The 23,183-nt window shown below is 67.4% G+C and carries 22 protein-coding genes; 16 read left to right on the top strand and 6 right to left on the bottom strand.

Features of this window, described 5'->3' with window-relative positions; all coding sequences use genetic code 11:
• Nucleotides 1–19: 19 nt before the first annotated feature.
• A complete protein-coding gene (locus ACW5F0_RS12975; protein WP_456963898.1) occupies nucleotides 20–517 on the top strand; it encodes an FHA domain-containing protein in 498 nt (165 codons plus the stop codon).
• Here the strand turns inward: ACW5F0_RS12975 and nadC are convergent.
• Nucleotides 514–1,377, bottom strand: a complete 864-nt coding sequence (gene nadC / locus ACW5F0_RS12980) for a carboxylating nicotinate-nucleotide diphosphorylase (RefSeq protein WP_456999890.1) — start codon at nucleotides 1,375–1,377, stop codon at nucleotides 514–516. The two genes, ACW5F0_RS12975 and nadC, sit on opposite strands and share 4 nt — an antisense overlap.
• Entirely contained in the window at nucleotides 1,374–1,643 is a 270-nt protein-coding gene (locus ACW5F0_RS12985; RefSeq protein ID WP_456963900.1) for a Trm112 family protein, read from the bottom strand. The genes nadC and ACW5F0_RS12985 overlap by 4 nt, the downstream gene beginning before the upstream one ends.
• 57 nt (nucleotides 1,644–1,700) lie before the next feature.
• Here ACW5F0_RS12985 and purE point away from each other — a divergent pair, with 57 nt between their 5' ends.
• On the top strand, nucleotides 1,701–2,207 hold the full coding sequence (gene purE, locus ACW5F0_RS12990) for a 5-(carboxyamino)imidazole ribonucleotide mutase (protein ID WP_456963901.1): 507 nt from the start codon (nucleotides 1,701–1,703) through the stop codon (nucleotides 2,205–2,207).
• Nucleotides 2,204–3,376, top strand: a complete 1,173-nt coding sequence (locus ACW5F0_RS12995) for a 5-(carboxyamino)imidazole ribonucleotide synthase (protein ID WP_456963902.1) — start codon at nucleotides 2,204–2,206, stop codon at nucleotides 3,374–3,376. The genes purE and ACW5F0_RS12995 overlap by 4 nt, the downstream gene beginning before the upstream one ends.
• Before the next feature lie 41 nt (nucleotides 3,377–3,417).
• On the opposite strand, the gene ACW5F0_RS13000 is transcribed toward ACW5F0_RS12995, so the two are convergent.
• Complete coding sequence (locus ACW5F0_RS13000) at nucleotides 3,418–4,020, bottom strand: superoxide dismutase (protein WP_456999891.1); 603 nt, start codon at nucleotides 4,018–4,020, stop codon at nucleotides 3,418–3,420.
• 73 nt (nucleotides 4,021–4,093) lie between these two features.
• Here ACW5F0_RS13000 and grxD point away from each other — a divergent pair, with 73 nt between their 5' ends.
• From grxD to ppnN, 5 genes are all read left to right on the top strand, one after another.
• The gene (gene grxD, locus ACW5F0_RS13005; protein WP_456963904.1) at nucleotides 4,094–4,420 is read left to right on the top strand and encodes a Grx4 family monothiol glutaredoxin; all 327 of its coding nucleotides are present in this window, start codon (nucleotides 4,094–4,096) and stop codon (nucleotides 4,418–4,420) included.
• Nucleotides 4,417–5,166 carry an SDR family NAD(P)-dependent oxidoreductase gene (locus ACW5F0_RS13010; RefSeq protein ID WP_456999892.1) on the top strand — a complete coding sequence of 250 codons (750 nt, stop codon included), beginning with the start codon at nucleotides 4,417–4,419 and terminating at the stop codon, nucleotides 5,164–5,166. The genes grxD and ACW5F0_RS13010 overlap by 4 nt, the downstream gene beginning before the upstream one ends.
• Entirely contained in the window at nucleotides 5,163–5,762 is a 600-nt protein-coding gene (locus ACW5F0_RS13015; RefSeq protein WP_456963906.1) for a YhgN family NAAT transporter, read from the top strand. Before ACW5F0_RS13010 ends, ACW5F0_RS13015 begins: the two co-directional genes overlap by 4 nt.
• A 152-nt stretch (nucleotides 5,763–5,914) precedes the next feature.
• Nucleotides 5,915–9,130: a TonB-dependent receptor gene (locus tag ACW5F0_RS13020; protein WP_456999893.1), complete on the top strand. Its 3,216-nt coding sequence runs from the start codon at nucleotides 5,915–5,917 to the stop codon at nucleotides 9,128–9,130.
• 146 nt (nucleotides 9,131–9,276) lie between these two features.
• Nucleotides 9,277–10,668 (top strand): nucleotide 5'-monophosphate nucleosidase PpnN, encoded by a 1,392-nt coding sequence (ppnN, locus tag ACW5F0_RS13025; protein ID WP_456999894.1) that lies wholly within the window; start codon nucleotides 9,277–9,279, stop codon nucleotides 10,666–10,668.
• 6 nt (nucleotides 10,669–10,674) lie between these two features.
• Here the strand turns inward: ppnN and ACW5F0_RS13030 are convergent, their stop codons facing one another.
• Nucleotides 10,675–11,727 carry a sensor histidine kinase gene (locus ACW5F0_RS13030; RefSeq protein WP_456999895.1) on the bottom strand — a complete coding sequence of 351 codons (1,053 nt, stop codon included), beginning with the start codon at nucleotides 11,725–11,727 and terminating at the stop codon, nucleotides 10,675–10,677.
• Nucleotides 11,728–11,831: 104 nt separating this feature from the next.
• On the opposite strand from ACW5F0_RS13030, the gene ACW5F0_RS13035 reads away from it, so the two are divergent.
• Genes ACW5F0_RS13035 through ACW5F0_RS13060 form a run of 6 tightly spaced genes read left to right on the top strand, consistent with a single transcriptional unit; the run spans nucleotide 11,832 to nucleotide 18,484 of the window.
• Complete coding sequence (locus ACW5F0_RS13035) at nucleotides 11,832–12,398, top strand: GspH/FimT family pseudopilin (RefSeq protein ID WP_456963910.1); 567 nt, start codon at nucleotides 11,832–11,834, stop codon at nucleotides 12,396–12,398.
• On the top strand, nucleotides 12,395–12,892 hold the full coding sequence (gene pilV / locus ACW5F0_RS13040) for a type IV pilus modification protein PilV (protein ID WP_456963911.1): 498 nt from the start codon (nucleotides 12,395–12,397) through the stop codon (nucleotides 12,890–12,892). Before ACW5F0_RS13035 ends, pilV begins: the two co-directional genes overlap by 4 nt.
• Complete coding sequence (locus tag ACW5F0_RS13045; RefSeq protein ID WP_456999896.1) at nucleotides 12,889–13,734, top strand: prepilin-type N-terminal cleavage/methylation domain-containing protein; 846 nt, start codon at nucleotides 12,889–12,891, stop codon at nucleotides 13,732–13,734. The genes pilV and ACW5F0_RS13045 overlap by 4 nt, the downstream gene beginning before the upstream one ends.
• On the top strand, nucleotides 13,731–14,297 hold the full coding sequence (locus tag ACW5F0_RS13050; protein ID WP_456963913.1) for a pilus assembly PilX family protein: 567 nt from the start codon (nucleotides 13,731–13,733) through the stop codon (nucleotides 14,295–14,297). The genes ACW5F0_RS13045 and ACW5F0_RS13050 overlap by 4 nt, the downstream gene beginning before the upstream one ends.
• A gap of 2 nt (nucleotides 14,298–14,299) precedes the next feature.
• Entirely contained in the window at nucleotides 14,300–18,070 is a 3,771-nt protein-coding gene (locus tag ACW5F0_RS13055) for a pilus assembly protein (protein WP_456999897.1), read from the top strand.
• Between the two features lie 3 nt (nucleotides 18,071–18,073).
• The gene (locus tag ACW5F0_RS13060; RefSeq protein WP_456999898.1) at nucleotides 18,074–18,484 is read left to right on the top strand and encodes a type IV pilin protein; all 411 of its coding nucleotides are present in this window, start codon (nucleotides 18,074–18,076) and stop codon (nucleotides 18,482–18,484) included.
• A 95-nt stretch (nucleotides 18,485–18,579) separates the two neighbouring features.
• On the opposite strand, the gene ACW5F0_RS13065 is transcribed toward ACW5F0_RS13060, so the two are convergent.
• Nucleotides 18,580–19,110, bottom strand: coding sequence for a GspH/FimT family pseudopilin (locus tag ACW5F0_RS13065; protein WP_456999899.1), 531 nt, complete (start codon nucleotides 19,108–19,110; stop codon nucleotides 18,580–18,582).
• 104 nt (nucleotides 19,111–19,214) lie between these two features.
• Nucleotides 19,215–20,903 (bottom strand): ABC1 kinase family protein, encoded by a 1,689-nt coding sequence (locus tag ACW5F0_RS13070; protein WP_456963917.1) that lies wholly within the window; start codon nucleotides 20,901–20,903, stop codon nucleotides 19,215–19,217.
• A gap of 224 nt (nucleotides 20,904–21,127) precedes the next feature.
• Here ACW5F0_RS13070 and ACW5F0_RS13075 point away from each other — a divergent pair, with 224 nt between their 5' ends.
• Nucleotides 21,128–22,381: a sensor histidine kinase gene (locus ACW5F0_RS13075; RefSeq protein ID WP_456963918.1), complete on the top strand. Its 1,254-nt coding sequence runs from the start codon at nucleotides 21,128–21,130 to the stop codon at nucleotides 22,379–22,381.
• On the top strand, nucleotides 22,374–23,147 hold the full coding sequence (locus ACW5F0_RS13080; protein ID WP_456963919.1) for a LytR/AlgR family response regulator transcription factor: 774 nt from the start codon (nucleotides 22,374–22,376) through the stop codon (nucleotides 23,145–23,147). The genes ACW5F0_RS13075 and ACW5F0_RS13080 overlap by 8 nt, the downstream gene beginning before the upstream one ends.
• Nucleotides 23,148–23,183: the final 36 nt, after the last annotated feature.

Raw genomic sequence — 23,183 nt, forward strand, 5'->3', positions numbered from 1 at the left:
ACATCGCAGTTTCCGTCGCATGAACACCATCCGCCAGGCCGACGAGGCCCTTGACCTGCCGTCGCAGCCACCCGTGGACCGATCGGTCGCGGCCACCGTGGTCCGCCCGGCGCTGCCGCGCTACGTGCTGCGCGGCGTGGGCGGTGCCGGCTTCGGCCGCACCTTCCCGCTGGTCGGGCCGACGGTGCTCGGGCGGGCACCGGACTGCGGCATCCATCTTGACCATCCCGGGGTGTCCCGCCACCACGTGCGGCTGACGCCGACCGACGAGGGGCTGCTGGTGGAGGACCTCGGTTCGACCAACGGCTGGCTGCTCAACGAAACGCCGCAGCAGCGCGGGTGGGCACGCCACGGTGACGAACTGGGTTTCGACGTGCTGCGCTTCCGCGTGGTCGCGCCCGGCGCGGTCACGCAGCAGCAGGCGCCCGGGCGCAGGGCGCGGGGCGGGGCATCGGCGTGGTGGTGGGTGGCCGCGCTGGGCGTGCTGGGCGCCGCTGTCGCGCTGCTGCTGCGCTAGGCCGGCGGCGGCCCGAGCTTCAGCGACAGGTCGACGGCCTGCACGTGCTTGGTCAGCCCACCGATGGAGATGCAGTCGACGCCATCGGCGGCGATCGCGCGCAGCGACTGCAGGTCGACGCCGCCTGAGACTTCCAGCGGGATCCGCCCCGCGGCGATGCGCACGGCCTCGCGCCGGGTCGCGGCATCGAAGTCGTCGATCAGGATGCGGTCACAGCCGGCATCCAGCGCGGCGCGCAGTTCGTCCAGCGTTTCGACCTCGACGATCAGCGGCAGGCCGGGCTGGCTGCTACGCGCAGTCGCGATGGCCGCGGTGATCGAGCCGGCGGCGCGCACGTGGTTTTCCTTGAGCATCACCGCGTCGTAGAGGCCCATGCGATGGTTGTCGCCGCCGCCCACGCGCACCGCGTACTTCTGCGCGATGCGCAGGCCGGGCAGCGTCTTCCGGGTATCGAGGATGCGCGCACGTGTGCCGCGCACTGCGTCGACGTGGGCGGCAACGGCGGTTGCCGTTCCCGACAGCGTCTGCATGAAGTTGAGCGACGTGCGCTCCGCGCTGACCAGGGCGCGGGTGCGGCCGCGCAGCGTGGCGAGCACGGTGCCGGCCTGCACGCGGTCGCCCTCGGCCACGCGCCAATCGATCCCGACGCCCGGGTCGAGCGCCCGATGGCAGGCATCGAACCACGGCCGGCCGCAGACCACGGCGTCTTCCTTGCACAGCAGGTAGGCGGATTCCGGCGCGTCGGGGAGTAGGGCGGCGGTGACATCGCCGCTGCCGAGGTCTTCCGCCAGGGCCTGCGCGATGTCCGCGGCGACGATGTCGGCCGGCGGCGGAGCGAAGACGTCGCCGGCCCCGCTCATGCGCCGGGGAAGTCCGGAACCTGCGCGGTGGCGATGGCCTCGTCGGCCAGCAGCACCGGGATGCCGTCGTCGACGCGGTAGGCGGTGCGCCGGTCGCGCGTGACCAGGGCCTCGCGCAGCGTCGCGGCCTGCGCAGTATCGTCGCCGCGGACCACGCCGCCGGCGGCGATCGCGCGGTTCAGCGCGTCCAGGCCCGCGGGTTCGAGCAGCGCCAGCGGCTGGCGGCTGGCGGGGCAGACAAGGATGTCGAGCAGCTTGCGGTCCATGGCGGTACGTCGCGGCGTGGGGCCGCTAGAATACGTCTTTGCCACCGGGGACGGCCAATGACCGCCACCAGCAGTTCGCCCGTCGTCGGCGTCGTGATGGGTTCTCGATCCGATTGGGACACCATGCAGCACGCCGTGCAGAAGCTCGAAGAGCTCGGCATCGCGCACGAGGTCCGCGTCGTGTCCGCGCACCGCACGCCCGACGTCCTGTTCGAGTACGCCGCCACGGCGCGCGAGCGCGGCCTCAAGGCGATCATCGCCGGCGCCGGCGGTGCCGCGCACCTCCCCGGCATGCTGGCGTCGAAGACCGCCGTTCCGGTGCTTGGCGTGCCGGTGCAGTCGAAGGCGCTCAACGGACTCGACTCCCTGCTGTCGATCGTGCAGATGCCGGCGGGGGTGCCGGTCGCTACCTTCGCCATCGGCAACGCCGGCGCGGCCAACGCGGCGCTGTTCGCCGCGGCGCAGCTCGCGGCCGCCGGCGATGCCGACGTCGCCGCGGCGCTCGACGCCTTCCGCAAGCGCCAGACCGACGACGTCGCTGGCAACGACGACCCGCGGCGATGACCACCGTCGGCATCCTCGGTGGCGGACAGCTGGCGCGCATGATGGCGCTGGCCGGTGCACCGCTGGGCCTGCGCTTCTCGGTCATGGACACGAGCACCGAGGCCTGCGCCGGCCAGTTCGCGCCGCTGGTGGTGGGCGACTACCGCGATGGCGCGGCCCTTGCCGAGTTCGCGTCCGGGATCGACATCGCCACCTTCGACTTCGAGAACGTGCCGGCCGAGTCCGCGCAGTGGCTGAGCGAGCGGGTGCCGATGTTCCCCAACCCGCGCGCGCTGGGGACCAGCCAGGATCGCCTGGCGGAAAAGACGCTGTTCGGCGAACTTGGCATTCCCGTGCCCGGCTATGTGGCCGTCGACACGCGCGAGGACCTGGATGCCGCGGTGGCGAAGCTCGGTACGCCTTGCATCCTCAAGACCCGGCGCCTGGGCTATGACGGCAAGGGCCAGTTCCGGATCCGCGCAGCGGGTGATGCAGGCGCGGCGTGGGAAGCCTTGGGGACGCAGGCCGGGGCCGGAGGACTGATCCTGGAAGCCTTCGTTCCCTTCGAGCGCGAGCTGAGCGTGGTTGCCGTACGTGCCCGCGATGGCGAGTTCCGTACCTGGCCACTGACCGAGAACTGGCACGTGGATGGCGTGCTGTCCGCCAGCCTCGCGCCGGCACGCGTCGCCCCGGAGCTCGAGGCCTGCGCCGTCGGATACGCTCGCGCGCTGGCGGAAGCGCTGGACTACGTTGGCGTGTTCGCGCTGGAGCTGTTCTGCCGCGACGGGGTCCTGCTCGCCAACGAACTCGCGCCCCGCGTGCACAACTCCGGGCACTGGAGCATCGAAGGCGCCGAGACCTCGCAGTTCGACAACCACCTGCGTGCCGTGCTCGGCCTTCCGCTGGGCGCGACGCGGGCGCTGGGGCGAGCCTGCATGCTCAACTGGATCGGCGAGATGCCTTCGCCCGGCCCCGTACTGGCCGAGGCCGGCGGGCACTGGCACGACTACGGCAAGGCTGCACGCCCCGGCCGCAAGGTGGGCCATGCCACGCTGCGTGCGGACTCCGACGAAGACTTGGCCGGTGCCCTGGAGCGGGTCGGCGCGGCGCTGGGTCGCCAGGCGCAGGTGGCACCTGTTGCCGCCCGCCTGCGGGAACCGCGCGAGGCCACGTTCGCCCCGCAGCTGTAGGAGCAGCTACAGCTGCGATCTCAGGTGGTCGCAAGTCGCAGCTATAGCTGCCCCGCCGACCTCAGGTTCGAAGCGACGAAGGTCCAGTCGACCAGGTTCCAGACCGCATCGACGTAGCGACCGCGGGCTTCGCGATAGTCGAGCAGGTAGGCGTGCTCCCACAGGCTCAACCCGAACAGGGGCCGGTCCTCGCCGGTGATCGGTGACGCGGTATTGGCCGTCAGCGCCGGGGTGACCGAGCCGTCCGGCCGCTGCAGCAGCCAGATCCATCCGGAACCCTGCAGTGAGGTGGCCATCGCTGCGAACTGCGTGCGGAAGCGTGCGATGTCCCCGAACCGTCGCGTGATGGCTTCGGCCAGCACGCCCTGCGGCTCGCCGCCACCGCCACCCGCGGCCGGCTTGAGACAACGCCACTGGAACGCCAGGTTCCAAGCCTGCGCAGCGTGTTGCTGCAGTGCGCCCTGGGCGCCGCGCACGAGGTCTTCGAGGCTGGCCGCGCCCATGCCGGCAGCCGGCGCGAGCGCGTTGACCGCCTCCACGTGTGCGCGGTGATGGCGGCCATGATGGAGATCGAGGGTGTCACCCGAGATATGGGGTTCGAGCGCGGTGCGGTCCCAGGGCAGGGCGGCAAGTTCGATGGCCATGGACGCTACAATAGCGCGATCCCCATCGTGCGCTGCCGGCTCCCGGCCAGGCGCCCAGAACGTCGGAGCAGACATGCCCATCATCGAACGCATCCAGGCCCAGATTTCAGGCCACCCGATCGTCCTTTTCATGAAGGGCACGCCGCAGTTCCCGATGTGCGGTTTCTCCAGCCGCACCGTGGGTGCCCTGCGCGAAGCCGGCGCCGACATGGCGACCCTGCACAGCGTCAACGTGCTCGAGGACCCCGAGGTCCGCGCCAACCTGCCGCGCATCTCCAACTGGCCGACCTTCCCGCAGCTGTTCATCCACGGTGAGCTGATCGGCGGCTGCGACATCACGATGGAGCTGTTCGAGTCCGGTGAGCTGGCACGCATGGTCGCGGAGACGCAGAAGGCGTGAGCACCCCCGCGGCCGCCGCGGGCGTGCAGGCTGCGTTGGCCGGGCGCGTGGTCCTGGTGACCGGTGCCCACGGCGGGCTGGGTGCGACCGCCGCCCTTGCCTGCGCGCGCGCGGGCGCGACTGCCGTGCTGCTCGGGCGCAAGGTGCCCAAGCTCAACCGGGTCTATGACGCGATCGCGCGCGACCCGGCGGGCCTGCCGGAGCCGGTCAACTATCCCTTCGACCTTGCCGGCGCGGAATACGGCGATCACGTCGAGTTGGCGGAACGCATCGGTGTCCAGCTCGGGCGCCTCGATGGCCTGCTGCACTGTGCCGCCGACTTCGCCGGCCTGACCCCGCTGGAACATACCGATCCGGGCAGCTTCGCCCGCACGCTGCACGTCGACCTCACCGCACGCTGGTGGTTGACCCAGGCCTGCCTGCCACTGTTGCGCCGGGCGCCAGATGCATCGGTGGTCTTCGTGCTCGACGACGACGTACCAGCCGCCTACCGCGGCGCCTATGGCATCGCCCAGCAAGGCCAGCGCGCCCTGCTCGACACCCTGCACGCCGAGCATGCCAGTGGCCCGGTCCGCTTCCACGGCCTGCGCCCGGGTCCGCTGCGGACGCCGCTGCGCGCGCGTTCGCATGTCGTCGACGAGGACCGGCGCGCCCGTGATCCCGCCATGGCGGCCGAGGCCTGCGTCACCCTGCTGTCTGCCGCGGGTGCGGCCCACCGTGGCGAGGCCTGGGCGCTGCCGCGATGACCATCGCCTCCGCAGCGCTGCTGCTGTTCCTGATCCTGGATCCGCTGGGCAACATCCCGGTCTTCCTCAGCATCCTGCGCCACCTGCCGCCGAAGCGGCAGCGAATCGTGCTGGCCCGGGAACTCCTGATCGCGCTGGGCGTGCTGATGGTCTTCCTCTGGGTCGGCAAGCACGCGCTTGAGGTCATGCACCTGCGCCAGGAGTCGGTGTCGATCGCGGGCGGCATCGTCCTGTTCCTGATCGGCATCCGCATGATCTTCCCGCCCCCGGAGGGCCTGATGGGCGAGATCCCGGGCGGCGAGCCGTTCATCGTCCCGCTGGCGGTGCCGCTGGTTGCGGGCCCCTCGGGCATGGCCGCCGTCATGCTCATGGGGACCCGGGAGCCGGACCGCCTCTGGGAATGGAGCCTGGCGCTGATGATCGCCTGGGGTGCCACCGCTGCGATCCTGTTCTGCGCCCCCTACCTGTACCGTTTGCTGGGCGCCCGCGCCCTGACCGCCGTGGAGCGCCTGATGGGCATGCTGCTGGTGGCGATTTCAGTGCAGATGCTGCTCGACGGCCTGTCCTCCTACCTGGGCGGCCTGGGGTCGGTTTGAAACAGTCATCCCGCTGTCATACAGACGGGCTACCGTGTTAATCTGTCGTTAACCGCTGCCGCTCTGGCGGTCGCGGCGTGAGTGGGAACCCACCCGAAGTCATCCTCCCGTGCCGCCTGGCGCGATCCGTTTTCCTTGCCAAGAGTCCAGCCATGACCCGTCGCAACGCCCTCCGTGTGTCGAAACTTTCGCTCGGCCTCATCGCCGCGCTTGCCGCCGCACCCGTCCTCGCCCAGAGCGCCACGTCCGCAGGCGTGGGCGGCGTCGTACTGGGTAGCGACGGCCAGCCGGTCACGAACGCAGAAGTCACGATCGTCCACGTTGAATCCGGCACCACCAGCCGCGTGACCACCGACGCCAGCGGCCGCTACAGCGCCCGCGGCCTGCGCGTGGGCGGCCCGTACGAAATCGTCATCACCAAGGCCGGCGCCGGCACGAGGACCGAGGACAACGTGTACCTTGGCCTGAATCAGGCCAACACCGTCAACGCCCAGCTCACCGGCGACGTGACCACGCTCGGCACCGTGACCGCGGTCGGCGTGGCTGGCGGCTCCGAGATCTTCAGCGCCACCAAGATGGGCACCGGCACCAACCTCAACAACGATGCCATCGAAGCGCTGCCTTCGGCCAGCCGCAACATCCAGGACTACATCCGCCTGGATCCGCGCATCTCGCAGGTCAGCAAGGCCGACGGCTCGATCTCGGCCGGTGGCCAGAACTCGCGCTTCAACGTGATCCGCATCGACGGCGTCAGCAACTCCGATCCCTTCGGCCTCGAAGCCAACAACATGCCGACCGAGCGCCAGCCGGTCTCCATGGACGCGATCGAGGAAATCCAGATCGACCTGGCCAACTACGACACCACGATCTCCGGCGGTACCGGCGCGGTGGTCAACGCCGTGACCAAGTCGGGTACCAACGAATTCCACGGCAGCATGTACTACGCGCTGCGCGACGGCGACTGGGTCCGCAGCGAGCTGCGTGGCGTCGAGTTCAACGGCTTCGACAAGGAAGAGACCTACGGCCTGACCTTCGGCGGCCCGATCGTCAAGGATCGCCTCTTCTTCTTCGCCAACTACGAGCAGTTCAAGCGCGCGCGCCCGGGCACCAGCCTGTCGGGCACCCCGTACGGCGATGGCGACATCACCGATACCGACATCCAGCGCGTGATCGCCGCCGCCCAGGGCTTCGGCTTCGATGCCGGCAGCCTCAACCCGCCGAGCATCTCCGAGACCGACATCGAGGAATATGCGGTCAAGCTCGACTGGAACATCAACGACAACCACCGCGCGGCCCTGCGCTACAGCAAGACCGAGGAAATCGTGCCCAAGCTGGTGGGCTTCGGCGGCAGCAGCGTCTCCCTGTCGAGCTACTGGTACGACCAGAACAAGACCTTCGAAAGCACCGTCGCCGAGCTGTTCAGCGACTGGAGCGACAATTTCTCGACCGAGTTCAAGGTCTCGCAGCGCGACTACTCGTCGATCGCCGAGACCTACGCCAACCTGCCGACCATCTTCATCGACAACGTCGGCCCGGGCCAGGACAGCATCAACCTCGGCACCGAGCGCAACCGCCACGCCAACGTCGTGGACACCGAGCAGCTGACCGTGTTCGGCGCCGGTACCTGGTACGTCGGCGACCACACGCTGAAGTTCGGCTTCGACTACGAAGACAACGACATCCTCAACTTCTACGGCCGTGACGTGAACGGCGTCTGGACCTTCGACAGCCTCGAGGACTTCGAGGCCGGCAACGCCCTCAACTACCAGCTGCGGGCCCCGCGTCAGGGCGGCAGCATGGCGGACATCCCGGCGGCCTACTCGTTCCAGAACACCGGCCTGTTCGTGCAGGACACCTGGGCGGTCAACTACAACCTGAGCCTGATGTTCGGCCTGCGCGTGGACATGCCGGACTTCGGCAACTCGCCGATCTACAACCAGCGCATCGAGGACATCTACGGCCTGGACAACACCGTCACCGTCGACAAGGAGCTGTGGCAGCCGCGCTTCGGCTTCAACTACACCTTCGACAGCGAGCGCCCGACCCAGCTGCGCGGCGGCATCGGCCTGTTCCAGGGCGGCAACCCGAACGTGTGGCTCGCCGGTCCGTTCCAGAACACCGGCCTGAACTTCGATTCGTACAACATCACCGGCGACGATGTTCCCGACTTCGATCCGACCGTCCCGCCGACGATCCCGGCCGGTGGCGGCGCCTCGGCACCGCGCATCACCGCCGACATCATGGAGCCGGGCCTGGCCCTGCCGTCGATCTGGAAGGCCAACCTGGCGTTCGACCACGAGCTGCCGTGGTACGGCCTGGTGGCGTCTGCCGAGCTGCTGGTCACCAAGAACAAGAACGCGCTGTGGTTCGACCGCATCGACATCGGTGACGCGACCCGCTATGGCCAGGACGGCCGCGCGATGTTCTGGAATGCCGCCGGCTACGATCCGGAAAGCATCTCGGGCAACGGCATCAGCAACGGCCGCAACGGGGCGGGCAACCGTGCCAACCGGCACCCGGAAGTCGACCAGGCGATCGTGATCCGCAACACCGACAAGGGCTCGGCCCGCCAGCTCACCCTGGCGCTGTCCAAGCCGGTCGTCGACCAGTGGGGCTGGACCGTGGGCTACACCCACACGTCCGCCACGGAGTTCAGCCCGGCGACGAGCTCGCAGAACTCGTCGAACTGGAACAACACCCTGGTGATGAACTCCAACAGCCCGGTGGGTTACAACTCCCGCTATGCCATCAAGGATCGCTTCACCGCGGCCCTGACCTGGCAGAAGGCGTTCTTCGGCGACAACATGACCACCGCCGGCCTGTTCTATGAAGGTCGCTCGGGTCGTCCGTTCAGCTACATCTACTACAACGACTTCAACGGCGACAGCGCCGGCACGAACGACCTGTTCTACGTGCCCGCCGGCCCCGGCGACGTCGAGTGGGTGGGCGGCACCGCGATGGAACAGCGCTTCTTCGACTGGATGGCTACCAACGCTCCGGAGCTTGAGCGCTACCGCGGCCAGGTGGCCCCGGCCAACGCCTTCCGCGCCGGCTGGACCAACAGCTTCGACGTCCGCGTGAGCCAGGAAATCCCGATGTTCTTCGAAGGCCACAAGGCCGAGATCGCCCTGGACATCATGAACGTCGGCAACCTGATCGATAAGGACTGGGGCCTGATCGACGACTATGGCTTCTTCTCCACCCGCCGCGTGGCCAACTACGCGGGCATCAACCCGGAGACCGGCAAGTACGTCTACAACTTCAGCGGTTCCACCGACAACTCCGGCATCCAGGAGAACAACGGCGACGGCATCAACACCGCCGTCTCCCGCTGGTCGGTCATGCTGAGCGTGAAGTACAAGTTCTGATCCCACGCGCGAAGCAGTAAACGGAACGGCCGGGCATGTCCCGGCCGTTCCCGTTTCCAGGGCTGGAGGCATTCCCGCAGGCAAGCCGGGGTGCGCTAGAGTCGTTGCCCGAAAACGACGATGACAACAAGAAGAAGAGAAGACAGATGACCCACGCAACAAGCCCCGAAGCCACCACCCTGCCCACCGTCGACGCCCGCATCTATCCCCGGGGCGGCCTGGACGTGCTTTCGCGCGAGGAAGTGGCCCGCCTCAAGGACGCCTCGTCCGGTGGCCTGCATGACCTGCTGCGCCGCTGCGCGCTCGCCGTGCTGACCAGCGGCAGCGCCAACGACGACCCGCGCGCCGCGCAGGAGATGTACCCGGATTTCGACATCCAGGTGCTGCAGCAGGACCGCGGCCTGCGCATTGAACTCAAGGCCGCCCCGGCCATGGCCTTCGTCGACGGCGAGATCATCCGCGGCGTCGCCGAGCTGCTGTTCGCCACCGTGCGCGACCTCGCCTACATGGCGATCGAGCTTGGCCCGGAGAACGCCGCCGACCTCGAATCGTCCGCCGGCATCACCGACGCCGTGTTCGGCCAGCTGCGCAACGCCCGCCTGCTGTACCCGTCCGACCCCAACCTGGTGGTCTGCTGGGGCGGCCACTCCATCAACCGCGTCGAATACGAGTACACCAAGCTCGTCGGCTACGAACTCGGCCTGCGCGGCCTGGACATCTGCACCGGCTGTGGACCGGGCGCCATGAAGGGCCCGATGAAGGGCGCCAACATCGCCCATGCCAAGCAGCGCCAGCGCCGTCCGCGCTACATCGGCATCACCGAGCCGGGGATCATCGCGGCCGAATCGCCGAACCCGATCGTCAACCAGCTGGTGATTATGCCGGACATCGAGAAGCGCCTTGAGGCCTTTGTCCGCGTCGGCCACGGCATCATCGTGTTCCCCGGCGGCGTCGGCACCGCCGAAGAGATCCTCTACCTGCTCGGCCTGCTGCTGCGCGAGGAGAACGCCGAGCTGCCGTTCCCGCTGATCCTGACCGGTCCCGTGGCGTCCGCGCCGTACTTCGAGCAGATCGACAAGTTCATCCGCCTGACCCTGGGCGAAGCCGCCACCGAGCGCTACGAGATCATCATCGGCGACCCTCAGGCGGTGGCCCGCCGGATGTCGGTCGGCGTGAAGCGCGTGCGCGAAGCGCGGATCGCGCACAAGGACTCGTTCTATTTCAACTGGGGGCTCGACATCCCGCTGACGTTCCAACAGCCGTTCGTGCCGACGCACGAGGCGATGGCGGGGCTGGACCTGCACCATGGGCGGAAGCCGCATGAGCTGGCGGCGGATCTCCGGCGGGCGTTTTCCGGGATCGTGGCGGGGAACGTGAAGGAGGACGGCATGCGCCGGATCGAGGCGTATGGGCCGTTCCAGATCCATGGCGACAAGGACATGATGGAGTCGTTGGATGCGCTGTTGCGGGCGTTTGTGGAGCAGCGGCGGATGAAGATCAGTGGGGAGTACAAGCCGTGCTATGAGGTGGTGACCTGAGGGAGCTCAGGCCGGCTGCTTCCGGATGCGGAGCGTCGCGACGAACTCGTCGGGTCTGGACGAGGTTTCCAGCGAATCCCCATCGCCGGTCATCGCCTCGAGCCGTGCGCGCACCGCCGCCAGTCCGATCCTGTGCCCGTGGGGAGAGGGTTGGCCGCCCGAAGGCACGGAGTTGCGTACGGTGACCGTGATGAAACCGCCCGTGGATTCGACGTTGATCCCGATGCGTCCGCCCGAGCCGCCGGACTCGACACCATGCCGGATCGCATTCTCGACCAGCGGCTGGACCGAGAGCGCGGGCAAAGTGGCGGCCTGCAGCTCGGCATCGGTCGCGGAGATCTGCCAGCGCAGGTCCAGGCGTTCGCCGAAGCGAAGCGCCTCGATTTCCAGATAGCGCTGGGCCAGCGACAGCTCTTCACCCAGTGACACCTCGCTACGCCCGGACAGTGCCGCCCTGAAGAGGTCGGATAGATCCAGCAGCAGCCGCTCGGCCTCCTGCGGCCTGCTGTGGACCAGCGCGATACCGGTGTTGAGCGTGTTGAAGAGGAAGTGCGGACGGACCCTGGCCTGCAGGGCCTCCAGTTCCGCCTGCTTCGCGCGCACCGCCATCTGCCGCACGTGCCAGTGGCCGCGGAAGGCGGCCAGCGCGAGCATGCCCACGGTCAGCGCCATGATGGTGAGCTTCAGCGCAATCGCCAGCCAGCCACCCTTGGGCGCCGGCCAGATGTCGTGGAGCACCAGCCAGCCCAGGCCGGTGACCAGCCACGTGCTCAGCAACAATGAACCCAGCGCGATCCGGGCCACCTGCACCGGGCTTGCGCGGGCGAGTCCCCGGCGCCCCAGGAAAAGCAGGCCCATGGCCATCAGCGCGATCCACTGGATCGCGAACGAGGCCATGCCGAAGTAGGCAAGGCGATCGCCCCCCACTCCGGGTGCAAGGGCGAGCACTACCGCCAGGGCCTCGCCTGCGAGCACGATGCGGATGACCGTGCCTGCCTGCCACAAGGTGTCCAGAGGACGGATAGGCGGTGCGTTCGCGGCGGGGCGGGGCGGGTGCATCCGTCGAGTTTAGCCACCCGTGGCCCGGATCGCGCCGCTCGTCCTGAAGTGCTGGAGCCAAGACCCGTCGCGGACTAGCGTATTGCGTCCAGAGGGGGAGCTGCATGTCGAACACTGCAACAATCGCCGCCGGCTCCGTCGCTGGCCCTGGCCGCCAGTGGCGGCAGTCAGGCTTCACGCTGGTGGAGTTGATGGTCACGCTGGCGGTGGTGGGCATCCTGGCAGCCGTGGCAGTTCCGGCGATGACCTCGATGATCAATGGCAGCCGGCTCACCGGCAACGCCAGCGAGCTGACGGCATCGCTGCAGCTGGCGCGCTCGGAAGCCCTGCGCAGGAGCTCGAGCGTGACGATCTGCGGCACCAGCGACGGCACCACCTGCGGCGGCGACTGGAGCCGCTGGATCGTGACCGGCACCGAGAACGTCACCGGGGCCACCGTCGTCGTCCAGGACGCCGGCGTGACTTCGGATTCGGTGCAGGTCGACGGCCCGGTAAACGGCCTGGTCTTCCGTTCGTCAGGCCTGTTGGCGCCGAACCCCGTCCCGAACCAGAACCGGCTGACGGTCTGCGTGCCCACGGATTCGCCCGCGGACAACCAGCGGCGCATCACAGTGATGATCAGCGGCACCGTCATCAGCGAAAAAATGAACGGAGGAGGCGCGTGCCCATGAGTCGAAATGCCAGGACGGGCTGCATCCAGCGCCCGCGGCCGCAGCCCGTGGCGTGTGGCGCCAGGCGCATGCGCGGCGTCAGCCTGATCGAAGTGCTGGTCTCTGTGGTGATCATCGCCATCGGCCTGCTCGGCATCGCGGCCATGCAGTCGATGGCGCTGCGCGGCGCGCAGAGCTCGCTGGAAAGCAGCCAGGCGGTGATGCAGACCAACTCCATCATGGAGGCCATGCGCGCCAACCGGTTCAACGCGGCCCAGTACAACACCGCCGGCATGGAGTGCGACGTTCCGGCCGGCGGAACGCTGGCGCAGAACGACCAGCGCGACTGGATCAGCGCGCTCAAGGATTCGATCGGGCAGGGCGCCGCCGCCGACACCACCACGTGCGGCCAGATCACCGATTGCCCGGATGACTGCGTGGTGACCGTTCAGTGGGATGACGCCCGCGCCGGCGGCGCCCAAACCCGGCAGGTCGTGACGGAGTCGCGCATATGAGGACGGCCACGCACAAGCGGATGGCGGGCCTGAGCCTGATCGAGCTGATGATCGCGATGGTGCTGGGCCTGATAGTGATGGGCGCTGCGTTCGCGGTCTTCATGTCCAACCAGAGAACCTTTGGTGCGAACGAAGGCATCAATCGCATCCAGGAAAGCGCGCGGGTGGCGTTCGAACTCATGTCGCGCGACATCCGCGCGGCCGGCGGATCGGCCTGCTCGAACATGTCGGTGGTGGAAACCGCGACTACGGAGTCGGTGGCGTTCCGGGACACGCCGGTCAGCGGCGGCGCGGACAGCCTGACCGTGGTTTCCGGCGACGACACTGCCTATCGGATCGCCGCGTCCAGCGCCACCTCGGTGACGCTGGATCCGCAGCAGGTCGACGATGCGACCGAGGTCTTCAGCACTGACGACCTGCTGCTGCTGTGCAATGCCCGAAAGACGTTCCTGGTCGAAGCCACGGGCGTCAGCACGACCACGGTGACGTTCGCGGAGCTGCCGGGCAGCTACGACCCGATGGACGACGAGTTCGCACCGCCGGCCGCGGTTGTCCTTGCACGGTTCCGCGACGTCAACTGGTCGGTCGGCGCCAACACGCGCGGCGGCAGCTCGCTCTGGGTGAGCCGCGGCGGCGCTGCGGCCGAAGAGGTCGCCGAAGGCATCACGGACCTGGATTTCGAGTACCTGGAGCAGGGCGGCGGCGCCTATACCACCGCCCCCGACTGGGCCAACGTCGTCGCCGTTCGCATCACCATGACCCTGCAGGGCGCGGACATCGACGGCCAGCAGCTGACGCGCACGGCGTCGAACGTGGTCGCCATGAGGAGCCGGACCCTATGAATCCTGTCCTGCGGAAGAACGGGCGCCTGCCCGCAAGGCGCGAGCGCGGCGTTTCGCTGGTTATCGTGTTGGTGTTGCTGGTGGCCACGTCCCTGCTGGGGATCGCGGTCCTGCGTAGCACGGCCATGCAGGAGCGCATGAGCGCGAACCTGCGTGATCGCAGCCTGGCCTTCCAGGCAGCCGAGTCCGCGCTGCGCTATGCGCAGGAAGTGGTGCTGGCCGGCAGCACCTGGGACACGCAGATCCCCACGGATGAGGACTGCACGAACTTCAGCGTCTGCACCCTTGATCCGGACGATCCGGCCACTGTCGATTTCGTGCCGCCGTGGGTGGCCGTCCCGGCCGACCAGTACGATTCCGTGCGTCTGGCGGCTGCTCCGGAATACTGGATCGAGTATCTGGGTACCGGACCCGGACGCAAGGGCAGCTGCGACACGCTGCCGCCCTCTCTGGACTGCCAGAGCCCGATGTTTCGAGTCATTGCGCGCAGCCGCGCCGAAGGCCGTGCCGACGTCATGCTGCAGGCCAACATCATCAGCCGTATCCCGGACCCGGGGACTTGAACATGAAGAACATGCGTACGAACCCTCGTGGAACACGTGCAGCCTCGTCGCAGCGCAAGTGGTGGGCCGCGCCCGCGGGCTTCCTTGCGGCCATGCTGGCCATGCCGGCAACGGCAGGCATCGACATTCCGGATGATCCGCTGACGACGGGCGCGCGGGTACCGCCGAACATCCTGTTCGTCCTCGATGACTCGGGGTCGATGGCCTTCGATGCGATGCCTGCCAGTAGCGTTAGTTCGACCTGGACGACCAGGACGTATGTACACAACGCCGTCTACTACAACCCGGCCAAGACCTACCTTCCGTGGGTCGGCGGTAATGGCAACCTGTTGACCGGAGGCACGTCCTACAACGCGGTGTACGGCAGCTTCAACCTGGTGGGGGGCGGGACGATCGACCTCGGCGATCCTGATAGTTGCCGGAGCTACAACCGTAATCAAAGCCCCAGGAATACCGACAGTGGGACGCAGGTATGTGGCGGTGCGCAGACTTTCTACGTGCCGCGGAATCTCGCAGGCAATCTGTCCAGCCAGTCGAACTATTACCGATACCAGATCGCTGAAGGCGGTACGGATGTCGTGCGCGCCGAATACGGTGCGGTTTCTGGATCCAATCAACAGACCGTACTGGTGGAGGGGCAATCGCAATTTACGGGAGATCTGCAGAATAACAACACGGTCACGCGTAGCCTTGCTTCAGTCTCTGCTGAAGTTTCACTGGATGTGCTCATTCGGAATATTGAAGATGGAAACCAGACGCGTAACTTGCGGTACTGGGTCAACTCTCCGTCTGGGAGAACCATTTGCGATGGTTCACTTTCCAAGAATCAAAGCACAACTTGCACCGTCGCTCCCACCGAGGCCGGCCAGTACACGGTTGTGCTCGAGCGGAGTAACGACAGAAGTACAGAGTATCGTTTGTCAGCCCAAAGGTACGTGAGTACCAGCTGTGACGGGGGGCAGAGCGGCAACGGCTGGATTAACTGCACTCCAGCCACCACGCCGACGGGGCGTTCGGTTGCCGCCGAAAAGATCAACTTCGCAACGTGGTTCTCGTACCACCGCACGCGTATGAAGGCGGCGAAGGCGGGCGCGAGCGCGGCGTTCAACGAGCTTGGTTCGAATGTCCGCGTCGGGTTCCGCACGATCTGGCAGCAAAACGGCACTACTACCTCGGGCAACTGGCCGAGGCAGGACGTGCCGATTCCGGTCCAGTACAACGATGGCCTGTTCGACGATGTGACCGTCGCTGGCGTGACGTACGACAACAGGAGCAAGTGGTACAGCCGGCTGCACGGGTCGATCGGCCAGGACGGCACTCCCCTGCACGGTGCCCTGTACCAGGCGGGAACTTACTACCAGAGTTCCGGCATCAATTCGCCGTATGGTCCGCTGACTGGCAGTGACCAGCTTGCCTGTCGCCAGAACTTCACGATCATGACGACAGATGGTTACTGGAACAACGAAACCCAGAACTATCCTTCGGGAGGTCGAGTGGGGAATGCCGATGGCACGGCCGGCCCTACGCTCACCGAACCGACCACCGGGGCCTCCTTCACGTATGTGGTCGAGGCGCCGTACGCCGACACGCATGGCGGGACGAACGGCACCTTGGCCGACGTCGCGATGCGCTTCTGGAAGAACGACCTTCGTCCGGATCTGCGCAACATCGTGCCGACCACGACGGCCAATCCGGCGTTCTGGCAGCACATGGTCACGTTTGGCCTGAGTATCGGCCTGAGCGGCAACACGGGATACGGGAGTGTCAGCGAAGTTCCCGCCAACTTCGCCAGCTGGCCCAACCCGATGCCGTCGGAGAACGCCTCGCGCATCGATGACCTGCTGCATGCCGCCGTGAACTCGCGTGGCACCTTCGTGGCCGCTTCCGATCCGGACGAGTTCACCGAAGGCCTCAAGTCGGCGCTGGCGGCAATCGTGGAGCGGACCGGGTCGTTCTCGAACGTGGCCGCCAACTCGACCGCGATCGACAGCGAAACGCGCGTATTCCAAGCCAACTATGTTTCGGGTCCGTGGACCGGCGAGCTGAGGTCGCAGCCCATCACCCTCGAAGGAGGCGTGGACGAGGTCAACTGTGCGGGAACCGGCCAGCCCGGTAACGGCTGGTGCGCATCGAAGGGAATCCCGACGGTGGCCAACCGGAACATCTTCACCTCGAACGGCCACAACAACGGTAATCCGCTCAGCCCCGTCGTGACGGGCGGTATCACTGGCCTCGCGTTTCCCTCGCAGGCGACTGCCGACCAGCTCGCCAGCCTGAACCGCCCGGGTCCGTCGATGCATTTCCCGGTGAGCGGGGCGCAAAATGCCGCCTATATCGCCGGCGAGCGCAGCCTGGAGCTGATCCAAGGCGGACACCTCCGTAACCGCATCCATCTGCTGGGCGACATCGTGGGTTCGTCGCCAGCGCATGTCGAAGACACAGACACTATCTACGTCGGGGCCAACGACGGCATGCTGCATGCGATTGATGCAACCAACGGCGACGAGCTGTTCACTTTCATCCCGGGAATCATCAACTGGGCGCATCTCGGGATGCTGAGCCGCCCGGACTACGCGCACCGCTATTTCGTCGATGGATCCATCGTGGTCACCACGCGGCAGCAGACGCCGGATACGAACATCCTGGTGGGTGCACTGGGCAAGGGCGGCAAGGGATTGTTCGCCCTTGACGTCACCACTCCTGGTTCATTCGGGACCACCGACTTCCTGTGGGAGCGCGCCGAGACCCCCGAAGGCAACATGGGGCTGGTACAGGGCCGCCCGATCCTCGGCAAGGTCAAGGATGGCACGGCGCTGAAGAACGCGGTGATCCTCGGCAACGGCATGAACAGCGCGAGCGACGAGGCTGCGCTGATCGTGCTCGACCTCGATGACGGCAGCGTCATCGGGGAGATCAGCACAGGGGCGGGATCGGCTGCGCTTCCGAATGGGTTGTCATCCCCCACCGGCGTATTCGGTCCCGATGGCAGGACGCTAGCGTACATCTACGCCGGTGACATGCTCGGCAACGTGTGGAAGTTCGACCTGTCGTCCACGGACCCTGCGTCGTGGAGCGTGAGCTTGCTGTTCACCGCGACCAATGCTGGTGGCACCGCGCAGCCGATCAGCGGCGGCGTGACCATCGCGACGCATCCGACGACCAACAAGCGCTGGGTGTTCTTTGGGACGGGGCGCTACATGACCACGGGCGACGTCGCCAGCACTGCGGTGCAGGGCATGTACGCCTTCACCGAAGACGCGGATACGCTTTCGCGGACCGATCTCACGCAGCGCACCGTGGCGGCGACTGGGACCGGTCCTGCCCCGCATTTCTATCCCACCAGGGCGTTCCAGTCGAGTGGTGCGCTTCCAGTGGGATCCAAAGGCTGGTTCATCGACCTTCCCGCGTCGGGCGAGCGCATCGTGCAGGATCCGCAGGTGGTGTCTACGTTCCTGATCACGGCCAGCATGATTCCCAGCGGAGACGCCTGTGAATCGGACGGATCGGGATTCATCAATGCACTGAATGCGTTCACCGGGACCAGTGCGGGCGGCTCGTATTTCGACCTTGATGGCGATGGCAGCACCACTGATGAGTATGTCGGGGATATTCCGGTGGGTTCGGTCAACCTTGGCGTCGGCATGCCGACCCTGCCGAACCTGTTGCGCGGAATGCTGGTGGCGGGCGGATCCAGCGGTTCGGGTCTTGGTGCGCCACTGACCTTGCAACCACGCTGGGACCGCGCATCCTGGCGCGAAATCAGGGGGGACTGATCGGTGAATCCGGATATCAAGCGTTTCCAGTCGGCGCGCGGCGCCTCGGGCTTCACCCTGATCGAGGTGATGGTGGTGGTGGCCATCATCGGCATCATCGCCTCGATCGCGCTGCCCAGTTACAACGAGCACGTGCGCAAAACACGGCGTGCAGCGGGCGGGGCGTGTGCTCTGGCGGTGGCGCAACAGCTGGAGCGGTTCTACACGGCGAACATGACCTACACGGGCGTCGTGGCCAACACGGCGATCTGCCAGGACAGCGCGCTGGACTACTACAACATCGTGGTGGTCGCGAACGGCAGGACGTACACGATCAGCGCGAACCCGACGGGGACCCACTCCGGCGATGCCTGCGGCACGCTAGGCGTCAACCAGGCCGGGACCCGCGACGCCGACGGGACCAACTGCTGGTAGCCGGACTGCAGGTACGAAGACGGTGAACAGGAGGCCCGCAACGATCGCGGGCCTTCTGCTCTATGCCCTTCCCATGGAAGGCAGTCGTGCGCCGGTCATCCGGGACAGGGCGTATCGCTCGCCGAGCGCTCGGTGCGTGGGCGACCGGCATTGTTGACCACCACGGCCCCCAGCTGAGCGCCCTTCCTGTTGCAGATACGGATGCTGAGGTTGCTGCCCGCGCTGCGCCCATCCGGCAGGTAGCGGAGGTAGCTGCGTCCCGCGGAACTCTGGATGTGAAGGTGCGTGCTTCTTGGCAACAGGTCGAGCTGCAGCAGGTCAGCAGCCCGCGTCGGCCTGCGCCGGTTTTCACGGTCGACGAACACCATCCAGCCGTTCGACCAGTCGCCGCCGGTGTCGCAGCGCAGGCCATCCGTGGACGGGCAGAGGACGACGGGATGGCGATGTTTAACCGCGGCCAGGCGGGCGTGGCTCATCTGGCTGACCAGCGACGCCATCGCAGCGGAGGTGCGCTGGTGTTCAAGCAGGGCGGAAAAGGCGGGCAGTGCAACGGCGAGGAGGATGGAAAGGACCGACAGCGACGTGACGACCTCGATCAGTGTGAAACCCACGGGGCTGCGTGGCATGGCTGTCTCCATGGCCGGCGTCCATGCCGGGAGGGACAGCTTCGATCGTCGTGGCGGCGGAACCCATCAGTACGGGAAGGCAGCGTAGGTCGGAAAACCCGTGCTCAAGCCCTCGGACTCCGCTCCTCCCGCACCTTCGGCCGCCGATCGCTGAGCAGCACGCTCACCACGATCCCCAGCCCCAGCGCCGAGGCGATCAGGAACATGCCCATCGCCACCGCCGGATAGCCGAACAGTTTCGGTCCGGTGACGTCGCCGCGCATCAGCATGGCACTTGCCAGGATCAAAGCGGCCACGATCACACCGGCGGCGACGCGGTTCGCGATCTTCTGCAGGTTCTCCGTCAGCCGGGATTCCTGCAGACCCACCATCCGCACCTGCAGCCTGTTCTCCGACAGCAGCGACAGGATCGTCGACACCTTCCGCGGCGCTTCCTGCAGCAACGCCTGCAGCTCCATCGCATCGCCTGCCAGCCGCGTCGGCGAAAACGCCTGCCGCACGCGCTGGCGCATCAGCGCCTGCAGGTGGCCTTCCACCACGCGCTTCATGTCCAGCTCCGGGTCCAGCGCGCGGCTGACGCCTTCGAGGTTCAGCAGCGTCTTGCCCAGCAGGTGCATTTCCGGCGGCGAGCGCAGGCCGCAGGCCATTCCCAATCGCGCCAGTTCCATCATCAGGGCGCCTTCGGACAGGGCGTGCGAGCTGCCGTGCGCGGCGTAGCGGGCAACCAGGTGCCCGACTTCGCGCATGTAGCGGACTTCGTCGAAATCTTCCAGAGCAATCGACATCGCGATGGTTTCGGCGGCTACTTCTTCGCCACGTCCGTCAACGGCGGACAGCAGGAGCTTGAGTAGATGCTCGCGCTGGCGTGGCGGTACGTGGGCGACCATGCCGAGGTCGAAGATCGCCAAGCGCTCGTCCGGTGTCACCAGCATGTTGCCGGGGTGCGGGTCGGCATGGATATCGCCATGCACGAACACCTGGTCAAGGTAGCCGCGCACCAGGGCCGTGGCCAGCGGTTCGTAGTCGTGCTCGGTGCGACGCAGGCCACCCAGTGCGGTGACCTTGCTGCCGCGGACCAGCTCCATCGTGAGGACGCGGCGGGTCACCAGGTCGCGCAACGGGGCCGGCACGATCAGCTCGGGATAGCCGGCCAGCCGCTCGCGAAAGCGCTCCAGGTTGTCGGCTTCCAGGCGGTAGTCGAGTTCGGCAAGCAGGGACTTGCGGAATTCGTGGATCCAGTCGGAAAAGCGCAGGCGGCGGCCGATGCGCGTTCCGGCGTCGGCGCGGCGGGCGATGCTGGCCAGGCTGTCCAGGTCGGTGCGCACGACTTCTTCCACGTCCGGCCGCTGCACTTTGACCGCCACTTCGCGACCGTCATTGAGCACGGCGCGATGCACCTGGGCCAGTGAGGCCGAACCCAGCGGGACGTCGTCGAACTCGCGGAAGAGTTTGCCAAGGCGTACGCCCAGTTCGGCCTCGACGATGGCGCGGATGTCGGCGGCCGGCACCGGCAGCACGTCGTCCTGCATGCGTTCCAGGGCAGCGAGATAGGGCGGGGGCACCATGTCATGACGGGTGGACAGCGACTGCCCGACCTTGATGAAGGTCGGCCCGAGGGCTTCCAGGTCGCGGACGAAGGCTTCCGGTCCGCGCTCCCCATCGTCGCTCACGGCAGGGCTCCGCCGCTCATCACTGGCGTCGAAATCCGGGCCGCTGAACAGACCGGCGCCCCGATGCTTCAATGCGAACCGCAATACCTGGGCGCTGCGCGCCATGCTGCTGTTTCCGGCCATGGGTCCTCCTTGTGGCGCCAAGGTAGCCGGGGCGATGTCAAGACGGCGCCGCGGCCACCGCGCCCGCGCGACCCGCTTCCCGCCTGTCGCGGCTTGGTCGCCGCTTCCGCCCGCTCCCGCCTGCCGCGGCTTCGTCGCCGCATCCGCGCTTCCGTCGCAAACCGCTCCAGCCCCGCGGTGGCGCCGGATATGCTCCGTCGCACTCCCACCCGAAACCGACGTCCGTGATCAAGAGCCTCTTCTTCGTCCTCCGCCTCGCCGCCGCATGGTTCCTCGCGGTGCTGCTGGTGGCCATGATGTGGTCCGAGCTGCCGCTGCTGGGGCGCCTGGAGTGGCCGATCGTGCTCCTGGGAATGGCGACAATGGCGCTGGTCGTCGCCGGGGCGCTGTCGCATCTGGGCCGCGTGCGCCTGATCGCGGGGCGGGTGGACAAGGCGGTGCTGTCCAATCGGCAGCGTCGGCAGGTGGAGATCCCCTTCGAGGCCGGGGAGGCCTTCGACCTGCTGGAAGCCGCGGTACGCGAACTCCCGCGGGTGGAGCATGTAGAGGCCGCGCGCGACAGCCTGCAGCTGCGCGCCAAGGTCGGTCGCCCGAAGACCTACGGCGAGCATCCGCTGGGCCGCTGGAACCCGCTGTTGTGGTTCGGCATCCCCCGCAACCAGATCCTGGCCACCGTGACGCCAAGCGACGACAGTGGCAGCGTCACGCTGATCTGCGAGCCCGAGTCGCCGGCATGGAGCGACTGGTTCCTGGTCGACGACGGCACCAACTACGAGAACGCCGAGGCGATCACGCGCGCGATCAGCCGCCGCGTCGCCGGGCATCGTCGCGGCGAGAAAGCCGCTGCAGCACAAACCGCCACCGAGAAGGAACTAGCCGTCGCGCGCCTGAGCCTGCTGCACGCCCAGGTGGAGCCGCACTTCCTCTACAACACGCTGGCCAGCGCACAGCTGCTGGCGGGCAGCGATCCGCCGCGCGCCGAGGAGATGCTCGGCCACCTGATCCAGTACCTGCGCCACTCGCTGCCGCGTACCGAAGAGGAGCTGTCGACGCTGGGCCAGGAACTTGAGCGCGCGGTCGCGTACCTCGAAATCCTCAAGATCCGCATGGGTCCGCGTCTTGCGGTGCAGTTGGACGTGCCGGAGAACCTGCGCGCGACCCCGCTACCGCCGATGATGCTGCAGACCCTGGTCGAGAATGCGATCAAGCACGGCCTGGAACCGCGCACCGCCGGCGGCACAGTGTGGATCCGCGCCCGCCGCAGCGAGGGCGTGGTCGCGGTCACCGTGGCCGATGACGGCGAAGGCTTCAACGCCAAGACCAGCGGGACCGGCATCGGCCTGAAGAACGTGCGCGAGCGCCTGCGCCTGGTCTTCGGTGGCGATGCGGCGCTCGCGGTAGTCGCCAACTTCCCCAACGGCGTCGCGGCGACCATCACCGTGCCCGCGGTCAATGAAGGAGTCCGCAGCCATGTCTGACATCGCGTGGACCTGCGTGGTCGCCGAGGACGAGGCGCTGCTGCGGCGCTCGCTGCTCGACCAGTTGCACCGCGCCTGGCCGGAGCTGCGCGTGGTAGCGGAGTGCGACGACGGCGCCAGCGCACTGGAGGCCATCGCCGAACACCGGCCGCAGGTTGCCTTCCTCGACATCCGCATGCCGGGTCTCAGCGGCCTGGAGGTTGCGTCCGCAACTGCCGAGGCCAGTCCCGGCACGCGCATCGTGTTCGTCACCGCCTATGACCAGTACGCCATCGATGCGTTCGAACGCGGCGCGATCGACTACCTGCTGAAGCCGATCTCGGCCGAGCGCCTGGCAGCCACGGTGCAGCGCCTGCAGGTGCGCGGGGGCAGCGACGCCATGGCGCTCGCGGCACTGCTCGAGCATCTCGGTCCGCTGCGTCCACGCGAGGATGCGCCGCCGCCGTTGACCTGGATCACCGCCAGCGCGGGCCGCGAAACCCGGCTGGTGCTGGTGGACGAGGTCGCCTACTTCCGCGCCGACAACAAATACACGACGGTGATGACCGCCGACGGGGAATCGCTGCTGCGCACGCCGATCCGGGAGCTGCTCGAGGTGCTGGACCCGACGATGTTCAAGCAGATCCACCGCTCGACAATCGTGAACCTCAAGGCCATCGCCGGTATCACCCGCGATGACAGCGGCCGCGGCACCGTCCGCCTCAAATCACGGCCCGAAACGCTAGCCGTCAGCCAGACCTTCATGCCGCTGTTCCGTCACATGTAGCGCGCGTTCGACGTCCAGAACGTATTGCCGCATCAC

It is taken from the genome of Luteimonas sp. A534 (genome assembly GCF_054072805.1).

Excerpts from the sequence above, each read along its gene's own strand:
- ACW5F0_RS13070 (WP_456963917.1), bottom strand. The coding sequence starts at position 20,903 with ATGGCCGGAAACAGCAGCATGGCGCGCAGCGCCCAGGTATTGCGGTTC.
- ACW5F0_RS13065 (WP_456999899.1), bottom strand. The coding sequence starts at position 19,110 with ATGCCACGCAGCCCCGTGGGTTTCACACTGATCGAGGTCGTCACGTCG.
- pilV (WP_456963911.1), top strand. The coding sequence starts at position 12,395 with ATGAGTCGAAATGCCAGGACGGGCTGCATCCAGCGCCCGCGGCCGCAG.
- ACW5F0_RS13080 (WP_456963919.1), top strand. The coding sequence starts at position 22,374 with ATGTCTGACATCGCGTGGACCTGCGTGGTCGCCGAGGACGAGGCGCTG.
- nadC (WP_456999890.1), bottom strand. The coding sequence starts at position 1,377 with ATGAGCGGGGCCGGCGACGTCTTCGCTCCGCCGCCGGCCGACATCGTC.
- ppnN (WP_456999894.1), top strand. The coding sequence starts at position 9,277 with ATGACCCACGCAACAAGCCCCGAAGCCACCACCCTGCCCACCGTCGAC.
- grxD (WP_456963904.1), top strand. The coding sequence starts at position 4,094 with ATGCCCATCATCGAACGCATCCAGGCCCAGATTTCAGGCCACCCGATC.
- ACW5F0_RS13030 (WP_456999895.1), bottom strand. The coding sequence starts at position 11,727 with ATGCACCCGCCCCGCCCCGCCGCGAACGCACCGCCTATCCGTCCTCTG.
- ACW5F0_RS13045 (WP_456999896.1), top strand. The coding sequence starts at position 12,889 with ATGAGGACGGCCACGCACAAGCGGATGGCGGGCCTGAGCCTGATCGAG.
- ACW5F0_RS13000 (WP_456999891.1), bottom strand. The coding sequence starts at position 4,020 with ATGGCCATCGAACTTGCCGCCCTGCCCTGGGACCGCACCGCGCTCGAA.
- ACW5F0_RS13055 (WP_456999897.1), top strand. The coding sequence starts at position 14,300 with ATGAAGAACATGCGTACGAACCCTCGTGGAACACGTGCAGCCTCGTCG.
- ACW5F0_RS13020 (WP_456999893.1), top strand. The coding sequence starts at position 5,915 with ATGACCCGTCGCAACGCCCTCCGTGTGTCGAAACTTTCGCTCGGCCTC.
- ACW5F0_RS12985 (WP_456963900.1), bottom strand. The coding sequence starts at position 1,643 with ATGGACCGCAAGCTGCTCGACATCCTTGTCTGCCCCGCCAGCCGCCAG.
- ACW5F0_RS13050 (WP_456963913.1), top strand. The coding sequence starts at position 13,731 with ATGAATCCTGTCCTGCGGAAGAACGGGCGCCTGCCCGCAAGGCGCGAG.
- ACW5F0_RS13015 (WP_456963906.1), top strand. The coding sequence starts at position 5,163 with ATGACCATCGCCTCCGCAGCGCTGCTGCTGTTCCTGATCCTGGATCCG.
- ACW5F0_RS12975 (WP_456963898.1), top strand. The coding sequence starts at position 20 with ATGAACACCATCCGCCAGGCCGACGAGGCCCTTGACCTGCCGTCGCAG.
- ACW5F0_RS12995 (WP_456963902.1), top strand. The coding sequence starts at position 2,204 with ATGACCACCGTCGGCATCCTCGGTGGCGGACAGCTGGCGCGCATGATG.
- ACW5F0_RS13035 (WP_456963910.1), top strand. The coding sequence starts at position 11,832 with ATGTCGAACACTGCAACAATCGCCGCCGGCTCCGTCGCTGGCCCTGGC.
- purE (WP_456963901.1), top strand. The coding sequence starts at position 1,701 with ATGACCGCCACCAGCAGTTCGCCCGTCGTCGGCGTCGTGATGGGTTCT.